This window comes from Salipiger mucosus DSM 16094 (genome assembly GCF_000442255.1).
Taxonomy (GTDB): Bacteria; Pseudomonadota; Alphaproteobacteria; order Rhodobacterales; family Rhodobacteraceae; genus Salipiger; species Salipiger mucosus.
The window spans coordinates 226,379-245,540 of sequence record NZ_KE557273.1 but is presented as its reverse complement, the minus strand read 5'-3'; the positions used below and the strand labels follow the sequence as shown (position 1 = coordinate 245,540).

Sequence of the window (19,162 nt, the reverse complement as noted above, 5' to 3'; positions counted from 1 at the left end):
CCAGCCTGCCCCTGCAAGACAAGGGTCTGCCCCCGGAATTCCGACCTTTGGCGGCTCCGCAGCGGCGCGAAGCGCCTGCAGGAACAAGACCCGGGGGCATACGTTGTGCAGGCAGACGCCGAGGACGACAGACACGACGCCGCGGCCGTCTACAATCGAACCGCTCAAGGGAAGGAGGATCGTCATGCGTACTCTGCGCAAGACCTGTCTCACCACGACCACCGTTCTGGCCATGGGCGCCGCCGTGCCGGCGCTGGCTGCCACCGACACGCAGTCAGGCGAGACCGACATGAGCCCCTCGTCCCAGACGCAGACGATGCTGTGTGATCAGGGCCAGGCGCAGTTCGACATGAACGACGACGGCCTCATCAGCGACAAGGAGATCAAGCAGGCCAGCGAGCGCTCGTTCAAGAAGATGGACGAGAACGGCGACGGGATCGTGCAGCAGGCAGAGTTCCTCGACTGCATGAACGCGGGCGCCGGAACGCAGTCGGCACAGTCCGACCGCGGCGCCGACAACATGGGCCAGTACGACACCGACGGGAACGGTGAGCTGAGCCGCGAGGAGTTCATGAACGCCGGCGCCGAAGCGCGTGACAGCGGCTCGGAGGCCGATCTGGGGCGACTGACCTTCGACAAGCAGGCCTTCGGTCTCGACGGCTGGGACGGCGCCTCGGCCGAGGACATGGCGACCCAGAACGCCGCGATGTTCGACTCGCTGGACAGTGACTCCAGCGGCTCGCTCTCCGAGGAGGAATGGAGCGTCGAGCAGGCCGAGATCCCGGACATGCGCGACACGCTGGGCCGCGACTTCGAGGCGGCGGACGCGGACAATTCGGGTGACCTGAACCAGTCCGAGTACACCCGCATGAACGCGATGAAGGCCGACCGTGCCGCCGAGGCGGCCGAGCCGCAATCCGGCAGCGACGAGCAGTCGGCAGACGCCACGGACAAGACCGGCGCGCCGGTCTTCTGGTTCTACGTGATGTAAGACAAGGCCCGGAACGGGAGCCTGCAGGCCCGCGCAGTCCGCTGCGCGGGCCTTTTCAGTCCGCGCGCGCCTCGTCGTAATGCGTCCAGACCGGCTGATGCGGGATGTGCAGGCGCAGCGGCTCGCCCAGCGACAGGCGGCCCGGACGTTCGACCCAGGCGGTGACCCCGCGCCGGCCCTTGGCGGCCGTCTTGAAGCGCTTGCCGAAGCCCTCGCGCTCGCTTTCGATTTCGCGGGCGGGCAGGTTGCAGGGACGGTTTTCCATGTCGATCACCAGCGTCGCCCCGTCGGGGGCCTGCAGCCGGGACGAGGGCGGCAGGTGGCTGAAATCGCCGATCCCCGAGACGATCATGCTCGCTCCCAGCCAGACCGGGTCGAGCGCCTCGATCCCCATCTTCGCGGCGATCTCGTCCAGTTCCTCAGCCGACAGGATCGACAGCTGCCGGGCGTTGGCGATCTCGGTGCCGCGGACGTGCTGCGCCGTGACGCGGCTGCACGAGGGCCGCGTGAGCCCGGCGTGACGCTCCCCCTGCGGGCCGTCGAAGCCCAACTCCAGCGTCTCGACCGGCACCGAGCGCAGCCCGCTGTCGCCGAGCGGCACGCGCCCCATCCACTCGATCCGTGCGATGAAATCCGTGGGCTTCAATGCGGGCATGCCGACCTCTCTTTTCCAGTCGGCCAAACCTGCCCCAGTGCGCCAAGGGCGCCAACCCGAAGCCAGCCCATTCACGCAGAATTCGCGCAACGACGCTCAGACCGTCAGGGTGAAAAAGAGCCTGCGGAAGGGGAACAGCACACGCCCCTTGGGGCCGGCCGGGTAGGCCTTGCCGATCACCGCCTCGTAGGCCGAGATCAGCCGCGCCCGCTCCGCCTCGTCGAGCGGGGCGAGCACCGGGCGGGCAAAGCTCGCCTCGGTGAAACGGCGCACGGGATGGGCGCCGGGTTCGGGCTCCAGCTCCTGGTAGTACTCGGTTTCCCACATGGTCACGTGACCCAGCGGGTCCAGCAGGCGGTGGTATTCGGCCGGCAGCATCACCTCGGGCAGCGCGTCGTGATCCACGCGGCCGGGAAAGAGCTCGTCCGCCAGCGAGAGCCAGAGCCGGTGCGAGGGCGCGTTGTTCTGGCGGGGCACCTGCACCGCCAGCGTGCCGCCCGGCGGCAGCATGGCAGCAAGGCGCGGCAGCAGCGTCTCGTGGTCGTCGAGCCAGTGCAGCACGGCGTTGGAATAGATCAGCGCGGCGGGCTCGTCCGGGGTCCAGTCCGCGACATCACCTTCGGTCACGGCGTCGTAGACCCCGGTGGCCCGCGCCTTTGCCAGCATCGCGGGGCTGAGGTCGACGCCCAGCAGGCGGCGGCCGATCTCGCGCAGCGCGGGGCCGGCCATGCCGCTGCCGCAACCCAGGTCGACCACGGCGCCCTCGGGCAGAGGACCGACGGCGCGCAGCAGGTCGATGGCGGGTCTCAAACGATGACCCCGGAACCTGTGATAGATTCCGGGGTCCCAGTCCGTCTCTCGCGGAGGCGTCATGTGCTCGGCTCGGGCTCCATTCCACCCTCGCCCGCGGGCTTCGCCTTGGGCTTGGTCTTGGGAATGGCCGTCACGCTGGGCGTGTCGTCCTCGGCCGCGGCGCCGGAATCGTCGCCCTCGTGCGGGGGCTCGCCGTTCATGACGCGCTTGATCTCGTCACCGGTCAGCGTCTCGTATTCCAGCAGGCCCTGCGCCAGCCGCTCCCACTGGTCCTTCCGCTCGGTCAGGATGGTGTGGGCGCGCTCGTAGGCGTCCTGAATGAAGCGCTTGACCTCGTCCTCGATCATTTCCTTGGTGTGCGCGCTGACCGAGAGGCCGGCGGTGTTGCCCTGGTAGCCCTCGTGCGCCTCGGAATAGTCGATGTTGCCGACCTTGTCCGACATGCCCCAACGCAGCACCATGGCACGCGCCAGCGCGCTGGCCTGCTGGATGTCGCCGGCGGGGCCGTTCGACACCATGTCGTCACCGTACTTGATGATCTCGGCCGCCTTGCCCGCCATGGTCATGGCCAGCTTTTCCTCGCACTCGGACTTGTGCCAGTTCAGGCGGTCGATCTCGGGCAGCGAGACCACCATGCCAAGCGCACCGCCGCGCGGGATGATCGTCGCCTTGTAGACCGGGTCGCACTGCGGAAGCGTCAGGCCGACGACGGCGTGACCGGCCTCGTGGTAGGCGGTCTTTTCCTTCTGCTCGGGCGTCAGGACCATCGACCGGCGCTCGGCGCCCATCATGACCTTGTCCTTGGCGTTGTCGAAATCCTCCATCGTGAGGAACCGGCGCCCCACGCGCGCCGCCATCAGCGCCGCCTCGTTCACGAGGTTCGCGAGGTCGGCGCCCGAGAAACCGGGCGTCCCGCGCGCGATGATGCGCAGGTCGACGTTCGGGCCCAGCGGGGTCTTGCGGGCGTGCACGCCGAGGATCTTCTCGCGGCCCTTGATGTCGGGGTTCGGCACCGTCACCTGGCGGTCGAAGCGGCCCGGGCGCAGCAGCGCGGGGTCCAGCACGTCCTTGCGGTTCGTCGCCGCGATGATGATGACGCCCTCGTTCGACTCGAAGCCGTCCATCTCGACCAGAAGCTGGTTCAGCGTCTGCTCGCGCTCGTCGTTGCCGCCGCCATAGCCGGAGCCACGGTTGCGGCCCACGGCGTCGATCTCGTCGATGAAGACGATGCACGGCGCGTTCTTCTTGGCCTGCTCGAACATGTCGCGCACGCGGCTCGCGCCGACACCCACGAACATCTCGACGAAGTCCGAGCCCGAGATGGTGAAGAAGGGCACGCCCGCCTCGCCCGCAATGGCGCGCGCGAGCAGCGTCTTACCGGTCCCGGGAGGGCCGACCAGCAGCGCGCCCTTGGGGATCTTGCCGCCGAGGCGCGAGAACTTCTGCGGGTTGCGCAGGAACTCGACGATCTCCTCGAGCTCTTCCTTGGCCTCGTCGATGCCCGCGACGTCGTCGAAGGTCACGCGGCCATGCTTTTCGGTCAGCAGCTTGGCCTTGGACTTGCCGAAGCCCATGGCGCCGCCTTTGCCGCCGCCCTGCATCCGGTTCATGAAGTAGATCCAGACACCGATCAGCAGCAGGAAGGGCAGCAGCGAGATCAGGAAGGACTGGAAGCCCGACTGCTCCTGCTGTTCCGCGCGCACGGTCACGCCCTGGTCGACAAGGCGGTCGGTCAGCTCGGCGTCCTCGGGCTTCACGGTCACGTAATCGGTGCCGTCGTCGGTGCGGTAGCGGACCTGCTCGCCGTCGATCGTGGCCGAGGCGACTTCGCCGGCCTCCACCGACTCGATAAAGTCGGAATAGCTGATCTCGCGGCTCTGCAGCGTATTGCCGCCACCCGAGAACAGATTGAACAGCGCCAGGATCAGTAGAAACAGCACCACCCAGAAGGCGATATTGCGTGCGTTGCCCAAGGAAGACCTCCTCACATGCGTCGTGCGTCCCGCTCAGGGCGCGTCTGCCTTAACATAGGGATCGGTGGCGCCGGTTCAATGCGAAAGAAGGGCGGCGGCAAGCCCCGCGTCCTCCTGTCCCAAGGGTGTCAGGCGCAGATCGACCGCCGGCCCATGGCACATTGCCGGGCAGGCGTAAAGCAGGTCGCCCTTCCAGAGGGCCGGCGCCGCGCGGGCGACCGCATGGGGCGGCGCCGATGCGGGTCTCTCGGCGGACTGCGCCCAGCCGGCCTCGCCGAGCGCGCGAATCTCGAGACCATCCGGGATCTTGCCCGCCAGCCGCCAGCGGCGATCCCAGACCGCACCGGGCGCCGCTGCGACGACCTCATCGGCGACAGCGGCGTATTCGCGGTAGATGCGCAGCCATGCGCGCCCGGCCCGCGCCTCGCAGCCGTGGAGGGTGCCCGCGCCGCCCGCGAGCAGCCGGTCGAGCAGCGCCTCGAGCGGCGCGGCGCGGGGGCGGTATTCCGCCGAGCCCACGGCCTGCAGCGCGGCGGCGAGCAGGCGCAGCTGCGTGTCGCGCTCGATCCCGGCCAGCGCGTCGCGGTCGAAGAGGATCTCGCCGGTCAGGGGATCGCTGCGGCCGATGGACTGCCAGACATCCAGTGCGCGGCGTCGCAGCGCCTCGCGGGCACGGGCCATGCGTTGCGCGGTCGCGGAGAGCGTTGCGGTGTCGATCCCCGCCTCCTTCAGCGTGGACAGCAGCCGCCGCGCGCGCACCCGGTCATAACGCGGGTCCTCGTTCGACGGGTCCTCGACCCATTGGCCCTTGAGCGTGCGCAGGTAGTGCCGCAGCTCCTCGCGCCCCATGTCGAGGCAGGGGCGGACGACGATCATGCCCTCCGCGCCAGGCTGGCGCGCAGGCAGGTGCCGCAGCGGGGCCATCGCCGAGAGGCCCTCGACCCCCGATCCGCGTGCCAGCCGCATGAGAAAGGTCTCGGCCACGTCGTCGCGGGTGTGCGCCATGAGGACGTGACGCAGCTCGCCCCGCCAGGCGTCGATCGCCTCGAGCCGCCCGCGCCGCGCCGCGTCCATCTTGTTGCCCTGCCCGTCCCAGCGCCAGTGCAGCGTGGTGTGGTCATGACCCAGCAGGGCACATTCCTCTGCCACCATGGCGGCCTCGTCGGCGGCCCCGGGACGGAAGCCGTGGTCGACGGTGACGACCCGCAGGTGCAGGCCCCAGGCCCGCGTCCAGTTGTGCGCGAGGGTCAGCATCGCCATGCTGTCGCCGCCGCCCGAGACGGCGAGCGCGATCTCGTCGGGAAAGCCGGGACCCAGCAGCGTGCCCATGGCCGCCGCGAAGCGCGCCTCCAGGCTGTCGCTCACTCGCAGCCCAGGCGGTCCCGCTCGGCGGCGGCCTCGGAGACGGCGGGCGTGTCGGGGTAGCGCGCGGACACCTCGGCCAGCGTCACGCAGGCCTCGGAGACGCTGCCCAGCTCGCCCAGTGCCGCGCCCAGCCGCCAGAGCGCCTCGGGCGCCGAGGAACTCTCGGGATAGGTCGCGTAGGTGTCGAGGAAGCGGCGCGCGGCCTCGCGGGTGTCGCCTGTGGCGTCCAGCGCCTTGCCCTCGCCCAGCAGCGCCGCCGGCTCCAGCGGGCTGCCCGGATAGGTCTCGCGGAACGAGCCGAACTTCTGGACGGCTTCCTGGTAGGCGCTGGTGTTCAGTGCCTCCTGCGCGGCGCGGAAATCGGTTTCCTCGGCCACGGCAAGCTGCGCGCCGCCCGAGGGCAGATCGCTGCCCGAGGAACCTTCCTCGACCGGGGCAGGCGCCGGCGCAGGTGCCGCACCGCCGGTGTCCGGCGCCTCGCCGCCCAGCGGGGGCGTCTGGCCGAGGCTGCCGATGTCGCAGCCCTCTTCCAGCTCGCAGATGCGGAACTCCAGATCGCCGATCCGGTTGGTGCCGTCCGTGACCACCGTGTCGATGCGGTGCCCGAGCTCCTCGGCCCGCGAGGTCAGGCGCTGCAACTCGGCCTCGATGGCGTTCACCCGGTCGAGCGTGCTGCCGCTGACCGTGACGCCGCCCTGCCCGGTGGTGTTGAGCTCCTGCTGCAGGCGTTGCAACTCGCCCGACAGGATCGAGAGATCCTGCCGCATGTCCGCAAGCGTCGCGGCATCCTGCGCCGCGACGGGACCCGCGACGAGCGCGGCACAAAGAAGAAGAACACGGCCCCGCATCATGCGCCTCAGCTGCTGACGCCCATGGAGATCACGGTCACCGCGCGCCGGTTCTTGGCGTAGCAGCTTTCGACCGAGCAGACCTCGACCGGGCGTTCCTTGCCGTAGCTGACGTAGCGCAGGCGATCGGACGAGATGCCCTGCGACACGAGGTATTCCATCACCGCGTTGGCGCGGCGCGCGCCGAGCGCGAGGTTGTATTCGCGCGTGCCCTGTTCGTCGGCGTGGCCCTCGATCACGGCGAGGTAGTCGCTGTTGCGCTGCAGCCATTGCGCCTGGCCGTTGAGGGTGGCCTGCGCCTCGGGGCTCAGCGTCGACTGGTCGACGGCAAAGAGGACGCGGTCGCCGACGGTCTGGTTGAAGTAGGCGGGCGAGGCCGGGTCGTTGGCGCTGCCGGGCACGATGCCGCCTGCGGCGCCGGTCCCGGCTCCCGCGCCTGCCCCCGCGCCGCCGGCGGTGCTGTCGAAACGGTTGCCGCTCGTGCACGCGGCCACGCCGAGCGCCGCGATGAGCATCAGGGCCTTGGGAAATCGGGTCATGGGTCTGTCCTGCTCGTATGTTGGGGGCAGGCTAGCACAGCCTGCGGGGGTTGGGAACGCGTGGCGGCGGAGCCCCGGATTTTCATGGAAAATTCACGGGTGCCGCCGGCGCGCGGATCATTATTGCAGCGGACCCCAGCTGGGGTCCGAGGCGCCGTCGGGCGTGCGCACCCGCTTGAGGTTGCGGCCCGAGATGTCGACCGAGTAGAGCGACGAGGCCCCCTGTGCGCCCTGCGTCTCGCGCGCGAACATCAGCACGCGGCCGTTGGGCGCCCAGGTCGGCCCCTCGTCGAGGAACGACGCCGTGAGCAGGCGCTCCTCGCTGCCGTCGGTGCGCATCACGCCGATGTGGAAACGGCCCGCGTTCTGCTTGGTGAAGGCGATGAGATCGCCGCGCGGCGACCAGACCGGCGTGCCGTAGCGGCCCTGTCCGAAGCTGATGCGCGTCGCCTCGCCCCCGCTCGCGGGCATGATGTAAAGCTGCTGCTGCCCCGAGCGGTCGCTTTCGAAGACGATCTGGCTGCCGTCGGGCGAGAAGCTGGGCGCGGTCTCGATCGAGGGCGCCATGGTAAGCTGGCGCGTCGCGCCGCTGGCGATATCCATCTCGTAGATGTCGGTGTTCGAGCCCTGCGTCAGCGAATAGACCACCTTGGAGCCGTCGGGCGAGAAGCGCGGCGAGAAGCTCATCGAGCCCTGGCCCGCCTGCATCACCCGGCTCTGCACCGCGCCCACGTCGAGGACGTGGATCTGCGGGCGCCCTGTCTCGTAGCTGGTGTAGAGCACGCGATCGCCACCGGGCGAGAAGCGCGGCGCCAGCACGATCGAGCTGGAGTCGGTCAGGTACTGCAGGTTCGCCCCGTCGTAGTCCATGATCGCGAGCCGCTTGCGGCGCTCGTCCTTGGGCCCGCTCTCGGAAACGAAGACGACGCGGCTGTCGAAATAGCCGGACTCGCCCGTGAGCCGCGAGTAGACCTGGTCGGCCACCTTGTGCGCCAGCCGGCGCCAGCCGTCGGGCGCGGCGGCGAACTGCATCCCCTGCCCCAGCTCGGTGCCGGCGAAGACGTCCCAGGCGCGGAACTTCACCACCACGCGGCTGCCGTCGTAGGAGACCGCCCCGGTGATCAGCGCCTGCGCGTTGATCGCCTTCCAGTCGGCGAACTGCACCGGGCTCTGGAAACTGGTGATGTTGCTGATATGCGCCTCGCGCGGGATCTCGCGGAAGAGGCCGGTGCCGGTCAGGTCCTCGGCCACCAGCCGGCTGACCTGCTGGGCGTATTGCTGTGCCTCGGCACCCTCGGCCACGAACTCGGGCACGGCGAAGGGCAGCGGCTCGACCACGCCCTCGGTGATCTCGATGCGCAGCGGGCCGTCGTCCTGCGCGGCCGCCGCCACCGGAAACATCGCGATGCTCAGCGCGGCCAGAAGGCTGGCCAGGATCCGTCTCGTCATTCTGCTCTCCCTGCCTGCGGGGGTCGTGATGCCGCGATGATAGCGGACCGGGCGCGCGCCACAAAGCGCGGCACCGGAGACAGCGATGGTTTGCCGGGCGACCGGGTCATCTCAGCCTCATCTCCTCGGGGTTGAAGGTCATCTCGATGCGCTGCCACTGACCATACTTATCGGCCGGCAGGTCATAGCCGCCTTCCTGGCAGCGCAGGATCGCGCGGCGCGCCGCCTGGAAGGCGGTCTCGGCCGCCGAGGCGTTGCCGCCCTCGGAGCCCAGCATCTCGATGCTCGAGGACACGACCGTGCCGTCCGCCTCCATGTTCATGCCCACGGTGACCGTCACGTTCGCCGCCTGGCTGCCCACGTCTACGACCCAGCAGCGCTGCACGGCCACGCGCAGCCCGTCGCGTTCGCCGCGCGTCAGGGGCGGCCCCTCGGGCACGTCGCGATCGGGCGAGCCACCGCCACCGGCAAGCGCCTCGGCGATGGCATCTGCCACCGCGTCCGAGGACTCGTCGCTCTGCGGTTCAGGCTGGGGCGCGGTCTCGGCAGGCGCCGATTGCTCCGGCGCGGGGGCGGGTTCGGCCTCCGGCGCGGGCTCGGCCTCGGGTTCGGCAGAGGCCAGCTGCTGCGGCCGGGTGCGGGGACGGACCGAGGCCGAAGGGGCAGAAGGCGCCGAGGCGGGCTCTTCGGCCTCGGTCACGATCTCGGTCGCGGCCTCCTCCGGTGCGGTCGCCTCCTGCTCCTCTTCGGCCACGTCGGAGCTCTCGGCCTCGGGCGTGGCGGCCTGCTGCGTCTCCTCGGCGACGGTCGTGTCGGGCTCGGGCGGCGCGACTGGCTCGGGGGCCACGCGCGGCGCCGGGCGCGGCACGTGGCGCGCCGTCTCGTCCGGAGCGTTGACCGGCGGAGTGTCGGTCGGCGACTCGGGCACCGGCGGTGCCTCGGGTTCGACGGGGTCGGGAGGCGAGACCGGCTCGGGGGCCGGTTCCGGCTCGGGCGCCGGGGGCTCCGGCGCGGGGTCCGGTTCGGGCTCGGGCGGCGCGGGTTCGGCCACCTCCTGCGTGGCTTCGGGCGCGGGGGGCGCCGGGTCCTCGGTCTCGGCCTCAGGGGCGCTCTCGGTCGAGCTGAGCGCGGCGAATTCCTCTTCGGAGATGACCGAGACCTCGGTCATCTGCACCTCGGGCGGGCTGGCACGGAAAACGTTGCCCAGCATCACCCACAGGATCAACAGGGCATGCGCCCCGCCCGATATGTAGAGGCTCTTGCGCAAGGGAACCCCTCAGCCGCCGTCCGCGCCGTCGAGCGCCGGGCCACCGCTGTCGGTCACGAGACCGATCGAGGAAAAGCCGCCACGGTTCAGCGCGCCCATGACCTCGGCCACCGTGCGGTAGGGCACATTGCCGTCGGCGCGCAGGAAGATGCGGTCATCGGCCCGCTCGGTCGCGATGGACCGCAGGCGGCCGACCAGCTCGTCCATCGGCACCTCGGTGGTCTGGATCGTCACCGTGCCGTCGGCGGTCACGGTCACCGCCAGCGGCTCTTCGGCCTCGGAGGGCAGCGCGCTCGCCGCCGTCTTGGGCAGTTCGACCGGCACACCCACGGTCAACAGCGGCGCCGCCACCATGAAGATGATGAGCAGCACCAGCATCACGTCCACGAAGGGCGTGACGTTGATCTCGGCCATGGGCTGGCCGCGCGACCCGCTGCGGCGACGCCGCCTGCGGCCGCCGCCCCCGCCTCCGGATTTCATCACGCCCGCGCCCATCGGTCAGGAATCCAGCTGGCGCGAGAGGATGGTCGAGAACTCGTCGGCGAAGGCCTCGTAGCCCGAGATCACCCGGTCGGAGTCGGCCGAGAACTTGTTGTAGAAGACCACCGCCGGGATCGCCGCGAGCAGGCCCAGCCCGGTCGCGAGCAGGGCCTCGGCGATGCCGGGCGCCACCACGACGAGAGAGGTGTCCTGCTGCTGCGCAATCTCGATGAAGGCGTGCATGATGCCCCAGACCGTGCCGAACAGGCCCACGAAGGGCGCGGTCGAGCCCACGGTCGCCAGCACCGGCAGCCCCTTCTGCAGCGACTCGGCCTCCTTCTGGATCGAGACGTCCATCGAGCGGTCGATGCGGGCGTGCGCCCCGGGGATCAGCGCGCCATCGTCGCGGTGCGAGCGGCGCCATTCCGTCATGCCGGCGACGAAGACCCGCTCGGCGCGGCCCGCGGGGTCGAGACCGATCTGGTCGTAGAGTTCGTCGAGCGGCTCGCCCGACCAGAACGACCGGTCGAAGCGCGCCGCCTCGCGGCGGGCCCGGCGGTAGGAGACGGCCTTTTCGATGATGATCGCCCAGGACCAGACCGAGGCCGCGATCAGGAGGATCATCACCAGCTTGACGGTCAGTGTCGCGCGCGCGAACAGCCCCAACATGGAGAAATCGATCTCCTGCGCCAGGGCAAGGGTTTCTGCTTCCATGAGCCTGCTCTTTTTTCCTCGTCGGCCTCAGCTTTGTCGAGGCTCTCATTAACCGCACGTTTACCCGATTTGCAGGTCAAAGGCCAACACATTGCCGTCAGACGGCAGGCAGTCGCCGGATCGGCGGTTTGCCGCCGTGCCTTGCGGGCGGCTCAGTGGATGCGCCGGCGCAGGGCCTCGGGCAGGCGCGCGATCTGGCCCTCGGTAGTGACGGCCACGAGCGTCACCTCGGCCTGGAAGATCGGCGTGCCCTCGCGCAGCACCTCTTGCGTGAGCAGCATCCGCACGCCGCTCGACGAGATGACCGAGGTGCGCACGGTCAGTTCCTCGTCGAAATGCGCCGGCGCGAGGTAGTCGGCCTCGACCCGGCGGACGACGAAGACGATACCCTCGACGTCGCGCATCGCGCGCTGGTCGATCCCGAGGTCACGCACCCAGTCGGAGCGGGCGCGCTCGATGAATTTCAGGTAGTTGGCATAGTAGACGATGCCCGCCATGTCGGTGTCTTCGTAGTAAACCCGCACCTGAAACTCGTGCATCGCCATCCCTCCTGATACCTGGCCGAAGCTGTAGGCCACCGCGCGCCGCGGGCGCAAGCGCCCCGCTCAGCGCCGCTTTCGCCGCCCGCCGGCGCTGCGCGAGTGGAAGGTGGGCGGCCGCTTGGCGACCCACTTCAGGAAGCCCTGCATACGCGGATCGGCCCGCAGCGCCTCGGGCGTGTTCGCCTCGCGGGCCAGTTCGGCCTCGGTGAAGCGGGCGTGGATCTCGTTGTGACAGATCTGGTGAAGCAGCACGACCGGACCGCCCTTGCCGCCCTTCAGCTTGGGCACGAGGTGGTGCAGGCTCTGGCGCGCCTCCGGCGGGATCCGGCGCAGGCAGAGCGGGCAGACGGGGTCATCGGTATCGGTCAGAGCGGCCTCTTCCGGACGGGATCTTGGCGGGTTTCAGTCTGGCGCAGAGGCGTCGCGGGTCAAGGTCGGCGGACACCCGCCCAGGCCGGATCGCCGGCCATTCCGGCCGGCGCGTCTCGTTTTCAGCAAAAAATCCTTCAGGACGTTCCGGCTTGGTTAATCGCGTCGCCCGGATGCGATTTTATAATATATAACAAACCACTACCCCACGTCTCGCCGAAGCGACACCAGAGAGTCACGTTGCGTAACACACCCCGGTCGGCGGGAACCTGCCCTTTACATCGCGTGGTCGTGATGTACCTCCCCGGCCATGTTTGCCCGCGTGAACATCCGGGGCGGTGGCCGTGTGCCATCGCCCGAAAGCAGGTTTTCGCCGATGCCGGCACGCCGCTCGGGCGGCCGGCCGGACCGGGCAAAGTGCACCCTTTCCTTTTCACTACCGACGGAGATGTCATGAAACGCATCATGCTCACGACCGCCATCGGCTTTCTGGCCGCACCCGCATTCGCGCAGGACAACAGCTGCGGCGAGGTGTCCATCACCGAGATGAACTGGGCCTCGGCCTCGGTCGTCACCAACGTGGCCAACTTCATCATGGAGCAGGGCTACGGCTGCAACGTCTCGATCGTGCCCTCCGACACGGTGCCTGCCGTGACCTCGGTGGCCGAGAACGGCGAGCCTGACATCGTGACCGAGCTCTGGACCAACTCGACGGGCGAGGTCTACCAGCGCCTGAAGGACGAGGGCCGCATCACCGAGCTGGGTGAAGTGCTGTCGCCCGGTGGCGTCGAAGGCTGGTGGATCCCGGCCTACCTTGCCGAGGAGCACCCCGAGCTGAAGACCATCGACGGCATCCTCGCGAACCCCGAGCTGGTCGGCAGCCGCTTCCACAACTGCCCCGAAGGCTGGGGCTGCCGCGTGGTCAACGACAACATCCTGCCGTCCTTCGGCGTCGAGGAGGCCGGCATCGAGGTCTTCAACCACGGCTCCGGCGAGACGCTGGCGACCTCCATGGCCTCGGCCTACGAGAGCGAAGAGCCCTGGTTCGGCTACTACTGGGCGCCGACCGCACCGCTGGGCCGCTACGACATGGTCAAGGTCGACATGGGCGGCTACAACAAGGAAGTGCACGACGAGGCGCAGAACGCCGATGCCTCGGACGTCGGCAAGACCGGCTTCCCGGCAGCTCCGGTGCTGACGGCCGTCACGACGGACTTCTCCGAAGAATACCCCGACCTGACCGACTTCCTGTCGAACATGACCTTCGACGTCGACACGATGAACGCCATCGTGGCCTGGATGCAGGACAACTCGGCTTCGGGCGAGGAAGGCGCGGTCTACTTCCTGACCAACTACCAGGATGAATGGTCCGGCTGGATCAACGACAGCGCGACGGAAAACCTGCAGGGCGTTCTGTCCCAGTAATCCTCGACGCTGCTTCGAAAACGGGGCGGCCGCAAGGCCGTCCCGTCATTCATTTAAGGCACCACGAAGGTGCCCAAGAACCAACAGGACGAACCAATGGCGACCTACGACTGGGTATTCGATTCGGTGGGACTGCGCGATTGGTGCGGGGACGAAGAAGGTGGCTCCTCCGCGCCGATGTCCATGGCGGATCTCGTGAATCAGAGCGGCGGCGATGCGCCCGAACGCTCGATCTGGGAGCTACCCTTCCCTTCCATGGACGCGCTCAACGACGCCTGTGCGACCTTTCCGCAATCGCGTGAGGTGACGCGCGGGCTGGAGCGCGGCTTTCTCGACGTCAAGGACTCGCTGAGCTACGTGCTCGATCCCCTGACGCAGCCCCTCAGCTGGGCACTGGAATACGCCCTCACGGCATTCCAATCCACGCCCTGGTGGATCATGATTCCGCTGCTGGGCATCATCATTCTCCTCGTCAGCCGCTCCTGGAAGCTGGTGACCTTCGTGGTCGCCTCCCTCGCGCTGCTGGCCTTCGTGGACTACTACGACTACGCGATGCAGACGCTCGCGGTGATCTTCGTCTGCGCCTTGATATGCGTGTTGCTGGGCGTGCCCATCGGCATCGCCATGTCGCGATCCGACAAGCTGCAGGGCGCCATGATCCCGGTGCTCGACATGCTGCAGACGCTGCCGCCCTTCGTGTATCTCATCCCGCTGATCTTCCTCTTCTCGGTGACCGAGCCCAAGCTCTACGGCATCGCGATCATCCTCTACGCCATCGTGCCGGTGATCCGCCTGACGAACCTCGGCATCCGACTCGTGGACAAGGAAGTGATCGAGGCCGCGGACGCCTTCGGCATGACCAAGCAGCAGAAGCTCTACGGCGTGCAGATCCCGCTCGCGCTGCCCAACATCATGGCCGGCGTGAACCAGACGATCATGATGAGCCTCGCGATGGTGGTGATCGCCTCGCTGGTCTCGGCCCCCGGGCTCGGCGTACTGGTGCTGCGCGGCATCCGGAACCTCGAACTGGGCGTCGGTCTGATCTCGGGCCTCGGCATCGTCCTCCTCGCGGTCATCCTCGACCGCTCCACCAAGGCGGCGCTCGCACGCGTCAATGCCGCGCAGAACAATTGAGGAGGCCGATATGTCAGACGCAAAGATCTCCATCCGGAACCTCTACAAGATCTTCGGCGAGGATCCCCAGGGCGCGCTCGAGCACGCCCGCAACGGGATGAGCAAGGCCGAACTGCTGGAGGGACACCGCCACGTTCTGGGCCTGCGCGACATCAACGTCGAAATGCGGCCGGGCGAGATCACGGTCATCATGGGCCTCTCGGGCTCGGGCAAGTCGACCCTGATCCGCCACCTGAACCGGCTGATCGACCCGACCGCCGGCGAGGTGATCGTGAACGGCGAGAACATCATGGACTACAGCGACGCGCAGCTGCGCCGGCTCCGCCGCGAGAGCATGTCGATGGTGTTCCAGAAGTTCGCGCTTCTCCCGCACCGCACGGTGCTCGAGAACGCCGCGACCCCGATGATCGTCGACGGCGCCAAGCGGTCCGACTGGGAGACCGAGGCGACCAAGTGGCTCGACCGCGTCGGCCTCGAGGGCCAGGGACCGCAGTACCCGCACCAGCTCTCGGGCGGCATGCAGCAGCGCGTGGGCATCGCCCGGGCGCTGACGTCGAACTCGGACATCATGCTGATGGACGAGGCCTTCTCGGCGCTCGACCCGCTGATCCGGACGGACATGCAGGACCTGCTGCTCGAGCTTCAGACCGAGCTGCAGAAGACGGTGGTCTTCATCACCCACGACCTCGACGAGGCGCTGAAGCTGGCCGATCACCTCGTGATCCTGAAGGATGGCGAGGTCGTCCAGCAGGGCGAACCGCAGTACATCCTGATGAACCCGAACGATCCCTACATCATCGACTTCGTCTCGGACATCAACCGCGCCCGGGTGCTGCGCGCGCGCACGATCATGGACGAGAGCGAGGCCGAACCGGCCAACCTCTCGGGCACGGTCGAGGCCGATGACACGCTCGAGGACGTGATCGCCGAGGCCAAGGGCGAGATCGACCGAAGCTTCCGCGTCATGCGCGACGGCAAGCAGGTCGGCACGCTCGCGATGACCGAGGTGGTCAAGGCGCTGGTGCCCACCCACGCCTCGGACGAGGGCATCCGCCAGGCATCCTGACCGCATTTCCCTTGGGGAAAGCATCGCGCCGGGCTTCGAGACGGGCCCGGCGCTTTTGCGTCCGCCGCGCGGCCCTTGCCTTCACGCGCCCCGCGCGGCAACAGTGCGGCCGCATCCGATCGGCAGGACAAAGATGAGCATCCGGCACAGACACATTCGCCGCGCGGGGGCGGCATGACCCCTGCCCTCGTCATCGGCGGCGGGCCTGCCGGCCTCATGGCCGCCGACGCGCTGCTATCCGCCGGCCACGCGGTCACGCTCGCCGAGGCCAAGCCCTCGCTGGGGCGCAAGCTCCTGATGGCGGGCAAGTCCGGCCTGAACCTCACCAAGGACGGCGAGCCCTTCGAGCGTTTCCTCGCGGCCTACGGCGAGGCCGCCCCGGCCCTGCGTCCGCTGCTCGAGGCGTTCGGTCCCACACAGGTCCGCGCCTGGGCCGCGGGGCTGGGACAGGAGACCTTCGCCGGCTCCACCGGCCGCGTCTTTCCCTTCGCGATGAAGGCCTCGCCGCTGCTGCGCGCCTGGCTCGCGCGGCTCGATGGCATGGGGCTGGAGCGGCACACCCGATGGCGCTGGCAGGGCTGGGGCGGCACCGCCTGCCTCTTCGACACGCCCGAAGGTGCGCGGCGCGTGACGCCCGCGGTCACAGTCCTGGCCCTCGGCGGCGCCAGTTGGGCACGGCTGGGCTCCGACGGCGCCTGGGCCGGGTACTTCGCCGCCCAGGGCCTCCCTGTCGCGCCCTTCCGACCGGCCAATGCCGGGCTCTGCGTCGACTGGTCCGAGCACATGCGCCCCCACTTCGGCGCGCCGCTCAAGAACGTGGCTTTTCAGGCCGGCGATCTCTCCTCGCGCGGCGAGGCGGTGATCTCGGCCCGCGGGCTCGAAGGCGGCGGCCTCTACCCGCTCTCCCCCGCCCTGCGCGAGAGCGCAGCGCTGAGCGTCGACCTTTTGCCTGACACCGACCCGGCCACGCTGGAAAAGCGGCTCGCGCGCCCGCGCGGCAAGCTCAGCCTCGCCAACCACCTGCGCCGTGCGGTCAAGCTGGCGCCCGCCGCCCGCGCCCTGCTGATGGAATGCGCCCGGCCGCTGCCGCAGGAACCGCGCGCGCTCGCGGCGCTGCTCAAGGCCCTGCCCGTCCCGCACGCGGGGCTCCGCCCGATGGACGAGGCGATCTCGACCGCCGGAGGCGTGCCCTTCGCGGCCCTGGACGAGACCCTCATGCTGACAGGCCGCCCGGGCACCTTCTGCGCCGGCGAGATGCTTGACTGGGAGGCGCCGACCGGCGGCTACCTGCTCACCGGCTGCCTCGCGACCGGGCTGCGCGCCGGCCAGGGCGCCGCGGGCTACCTCGCCGGAACCTGAGCGCCCGCCCCTTCATCTTTCCGGAAAATACGCCCGCCGGAGGCATCCCTCCCCCGCCGCCCCTGCAAGGCGCCGGAGGAGCGCCGCTCAGATCGCGGCCTTGCGGCTCTCGTCGAGGTAGATCTCGCGCAGACGCTTCGCCACCGGACCGGGCGCGCCGTCGCCCAGCACCGCCTCGTCGATCTGCACCACCGGCAGGACAAAGGCCGAGGCCGAGGTCACGAAGGCCTCGTCCGCCTCGCGCGCCTCCTCGATGGTGAAGTCGCGCTCCTCGACCTCCATCTGCGCCTCGCGCGCAAAGCGCAGCACGGCGGCACGGGTGATCCCGTGCAGGATGTCGTTGGACAGCGAGCGCGTGACGATCCTGCCGTTCTTGACGATGTAGGCGTTGTTCGAGGTCCCCTCGGTCACCACGCCGTCCTCGGTCATCCAGGCGTCGTCGGCACCCGCCTTCTTGGCCATCATCTTGCCCATCGAGGGGTAGAGCAGCTGCACCGTCTTGATGTCGCGGCGGCCCCAGCGGATGTCGTCGATCGAGATCACCTTGATCCCGGTTCGCGACGCCGGCGCATCGGCCAGCCCCGGCTTGCTCTGCGTGAAGAGCACCAGCGTCGGCTCGGTCGTCTCGGGATCGGGGAAGGCGAAATCGCGGTCGCCCGGCGCGCCGCGCGTCACCTGCAGGTAGACCAGCCCGTCCTCGATCCCGTTGCGCGCCACCAGTTCGCGGTGGATCTGCAGCAGGTCCTCCTTCGAGCAGGGCGCCTTCATGTCCAGCTCGCCCAGCGACCGCTCGAGGCGCTTGGCGTGGCCGTCGAAGTCGATCAGCTTGCCGCCCAGCACGCTCGTCACCTCGTAGACGCCGTCGGCCATCAGGAAGGCCCGGTCGAAGATCGAGACCTTCGCCTCGGTTTCCGGCAGATATTCACCGTTGAGATAGACTGTGCGGGTCATGACGTGCTCCTTGTCGGTCGATGGGTCGGGCGATGCCTCCGAAGGCTCCGGGCAGGCATCGCGGATATGGGGCGCCGGCGGCCGGGCGCCACGGGGCTGCCCCAGCTATACCGCCGGCGATTGAATGACAAATCCGGACGTATCATATCGGGGGGCACCCGGCGCGCCGCGGCCGCCGGACCGGACCGCCGCCAGCAGAGAGCCCCCATGCCCCAACCGCCCGACCTTGCCGCCTACGTCCGCGACGCCCTGCGAGACGGCCAGCCGCGCGAAGCCATCCGCGCCGACCTCTCCGCCGCGGGCTGGAGCGACACCGAGGCCGAGGCGGCCCTCGCCGCCTGGTCCGATCGCGTCACCCCCGCAGGGCCGGTGCCCCGCCCGGTGCGCTCGGGCGCCGCGCGCGAAGCGGTCTTCTACGTCCTGCTCTTCGTGACCTTCGGCATGGTCGCCGGCAACGTCCTGTCGCTCGCCTTCGAGCAGATCGAGGCCTGGCTGCCCGACCCCGGCGCCCCTGCGCGCTACGCGCCGCGCGGCATGCGCTGGTCGATGGCGGCGCTGATCGTCTTCCTGCCGGCCTTCTGGGCGCTCGACCGCGCCGACGCACGCGCCGGCCGCACCGATCCCTCGCGGCGCCACGGCAGCGTGCGCCGCTGGCTCTCGGCGGTGGCCATGCTGATCGCGGTCATCATCCTCATGGGCGACGCACTGGTGCTGATCTACACCTTCCTTGACGGCCAGATGACCGCGCGCTTCCTGGTGAAATCCGTCGTCGTCGCGGGCCTCGCGGGCCTCGTCCTGGCCTATTTCCGGCAGACCCGCGTGCCCGGCGACGGCGCGGCGCGCCAGCCCGCCGGCTGGGCCATGGCCGGGCTCGGCCTGCTGGTGCTGGCCCTCTCCTTCGCCGTCGTCGGCGGCCCGGCGCAGGGGCGCGCCGAACAGCGCGACCGCGCACGTCTCGCCGACATGCGCACGCTGGCCCGCGACATGGTCCGCTGCGACGCCTTCGATCAAGACACTCTCCCCGACACCTTCGACCCGCTCTCCTGCGCCCGCGACCGGCGCGAGCTCACCGGCTTCGCCTCCGAGATCGCGTACAGCCCCGCCGGCCCGGAGGCCTTCGAGCTCTGCACCACGGTCGAGGCCCCGGTCGCGATCCGGCAATACGACGTGACACTCAGCGAGGACACGGCCTGCATCCGCACCGACCTGCCCGGCTGAACGC

General features: G+C 69.4%; 19 protein-coding genes. 6 read left to right on the top strand and 13 right to left on the bottom strand.

Annotation, left to right across the window (positions count from 1 at the left end; genetic code table 11):
• Window positions 1-184 precede the first annotated feature (184 nt).
• The gene (locus SALMUC_RS01260; protein ID WP_020043236.1) at window positions 185-991 is read left to right on the top strand and encodes an EF-hand domain-containing protein; all 807 of its coding nucleotides are present in this window, start codon (window positions 185-187) and stop codon (window positions 989-991) included.
• A 55-nt stretch (window positions 992-1,046) separates the two neighbouring features.
• Here the strand turns inward: SALMUC_RS01260 and SALMUC_RS01255 are convergent, their stop codons facing one another.
• From SALMUC_RS01255 to SALMUC_RS01200, 12 genes are all read right to left on the bottom strand, one after another.
• Window positions 1,047-1,646 carry an MOSC domain-containing protein gene (locus tag SALMUC_RS01255; protein ID WP_020043235.1) on the bottom strand — a complete coding sequence of 200 codons (600 nt, stop codon included), beginning with the start codon at window positions 1,644-1,646 and terminating at the stop codon, window positions 1,047-1,049.
• 96 nt (window positions 1,647-1,742) lie between these two features.
• Window positions 1,743-2,456 carry a methyltransferase domain-containing protein gene (locus SALMUC_RS01250; RefSeq protein ID WP_020043234.1) on the bottom strand — a complete coding sequence of 238 codons (714 nt, stop codon included), beginning with the start codon at window positions 2,454-2,456 and terminating at the stop codon, window positions 1,743-1,745.
• Window positions 2,457-2,515: 59 nt separating this feature from the next.
• Entirely contained in the window at window positions 2,516-4,432 is a 1,917-nt protein-coding gene (gene ftsH / locus SALMUC_RS01245) for an ATP-dependent zinc metalloprotease FtsH (RefSeq protein WP_020043233.1), read from the bottom strand.
• Between the two features lie 75 nt (window positions 4,433-4,507).
• Window positions 4,508-5,797, bottom strand: coding sequence for a tRNA lysidine(34) synthetase TilS (tilS, locus tag SALMUC_RS01240; protein ID WP_020043232.1), 1,290 nt, complete (start codon window positions 5,795-5,797; stop codon window positions 4,508-4,510).
• Window positions 5,794-6,645 carry a tol-pal system protein YbgF gene (gene ybgF / locus SALMUC_RS01235; RefSeq protein WP_037371038.1) on the bottom strand — a complete coding sequence of 284 codons (852 nt, stop codon included), beginning with the start codon at window positions 6,643-6,645 and terminating at the stop codon, window positions 5,794-5,796. The genes tilS and ybgF overlap by 4 nt, the downstream gene beginning before the upstream one ends.
• 8 nt (window positions 6,646-6,653) lie before the next feature.
• Window positions 6,654-7,184 (bottom strand): peptidoglycan-associated lipoprotein Pal, encoded by a 531-nt coding sequence (pal, locus tag SALMUC_RS01230; RefSeq protein WP_020043230.1) that lies wholly within the window; start codon window positions 7,182-7,184, stop codon window positions 6,654-6,656.
• A 120-nt stretch (window positions 7,185-7,304) separates the two neighbouring features.
• Entirely contained in the window at window positions 7,305-8,633 is a 1,329-nt protein-coding gene (gene tolB, locus SALMUC_RS01225; protein WP_020043229.1) for a Tol-Pal system beta propeller repeat protein TolB, read from the bottom strand.
• A gap of 106 nt (window positions 8,634-8,739) precedes the next feature.
• Window positions 8,740-9,900, bottom strand: a complete 1,161-nt coding sequence (locus SALMUC_RS01220; RefSeq protein WP_021119684.1) for a hypothetical protein — start codon at window positions 9,898-9,900, stop codon at window positions 8,740-8,742.
• 9 nt (window positions 9,901-9,909) lie between these two features.
• Window positions 9,910-10,395: a protein TolR gene (tolR, locus tag SALMUC_RS01215; protein ID WP_020040922.1), complete on the bottom strand. Its 486-nt coding sequence runs from the start codon at window positions 10,393-10,395 to the stop codon at window positions 9,910-9,912.
• Between the two features lie 3 nt (window positions 10,396-10,398).
• A complete protein-coding gene (tolQ, locus tag SALMUC_RS01210; protein ID WP_020040923.1) occupies window positions 10,399-11,094 on the bottom strand; it encodes a protein TolQ in 696 nt (231 codons plus the stop codon).
• 152 nt (window positions 11,095-11,246) lie between these two features.
• Window positions 11,247-11,639 (bottom strand): tol-pal system-associated acyl-CoA thioesterase, encoded by a 393-nt coding sequence (gene ybgC / locus SALMUC_RS01205; protein ID WP_020040924.1) that lies wholly within the window; start codon window positions 11,637-11,639, stop codon window positions 11,247-11,249.
• Between the two features lie 60 nt (window positions 11,640-11,699).
• A complete protein-coding gene (locus SALMUC_RS01200) occupies window positions 11,700-12,005 on the bottom strand; it encodes an HNH endonuclease family protein (RefSeq protein ID WP_037370946.1) in 306 nt (101 codons plus the stop codon).
• A 453-nt stretch (window positions 12,006-12,458) separates the two neighbouring features.
• On the opposite strand from SALMUC_RS01200, the gene SALMUC_RS01195 reads away from it, so the two are divergent.
• The 4 genes from SALMUC_RS01195 (at window position 12,459) to SALMUC_RS01180 (ending at window position 16,989) form a co-directional block, all read left to right on the top strand.
• Window positions 12,459-13,430 (top strand): ABC transporter substrate-binding protein, encoded by a 972-nt coding sequence (locus tag SALMUC_RS01195; RefSeq protein ID WP_020040927.1) that lies wholly within the window; start codon window positions 12,459-12,461, stop codon window positions 13,428-13,430.
• Window positions 13,431-13,526: 96 nt separating this feature from the next.
• Complete coding sequence (locus SALMUC_RS01190) at window positions 13,527-14,564, top strand: ABC transporter permease (RefSeq protein WP_020040928.1); 1,038 nt, start codon at window positions 13,527-13,529, stop codon at window positions 14,562-14,564.
• 10 nt (window positions 14,565-14,574) lie between these two features.
• Window positions 14,575-15,630, top strand: coding sequence for a betaine/proline/choline family ABC transporter ATP-binding protein (locus tag SALMUC_RS01185; RefSeq protein ID WP_020040929.1), 1,056 nt, complete (start codon window positions 14,575-14,577; stop codon window positions 15,628-15,630).
• A gap of 174 nt (window positions 15,631-15,804) precedes the next feature.
• On the top strand, window positions 15,805-16,989 hold the full coding sequence (locus SALMUC_RS01180; protein ID WP_020040930.1) for a TIGR03862 family flavoprotein: 1,185 nt from the start codon (window positions 15,805-15,807) through the stop codon (window positions 16,987-16,989).
• An 87-nt stretch (window positions 16,990-17,076) separates the two neighbouring features.
• Here the strand turns inward: SALMUC_RS01180 and SALMUC_RS01175 are convergent, their stop codons facing one another.
• A complete protein-coding gene (locus SALMUC_RS01175) occupies window positions 17,077-17,940 on the bottom strand; it encodes a D-amino-acid transaminase (RefSeq protein ID WP_020040931.1) in 864 nt (287 codons plus the stop codon).
• A gap of 207 nt (window positions 17,941-18,147) precedes the next feature.
• On the opposite strand from SALMUC_RS01175, the gene SALMUC_RS01170 reads away from it, so the two are divergent.
• A complete protein-coding gene (locus SALMUC_RS01170; RefSeq protein WP_020040932.1) occupies window positions 18,148-19,158 on the top strand; it encodes a DUF5671 domain-containing protein in 1,011 nt (336 codons plus the stop codon).
• Window positions 19,159-19,162: the final 4 nt, after the last annotated feature.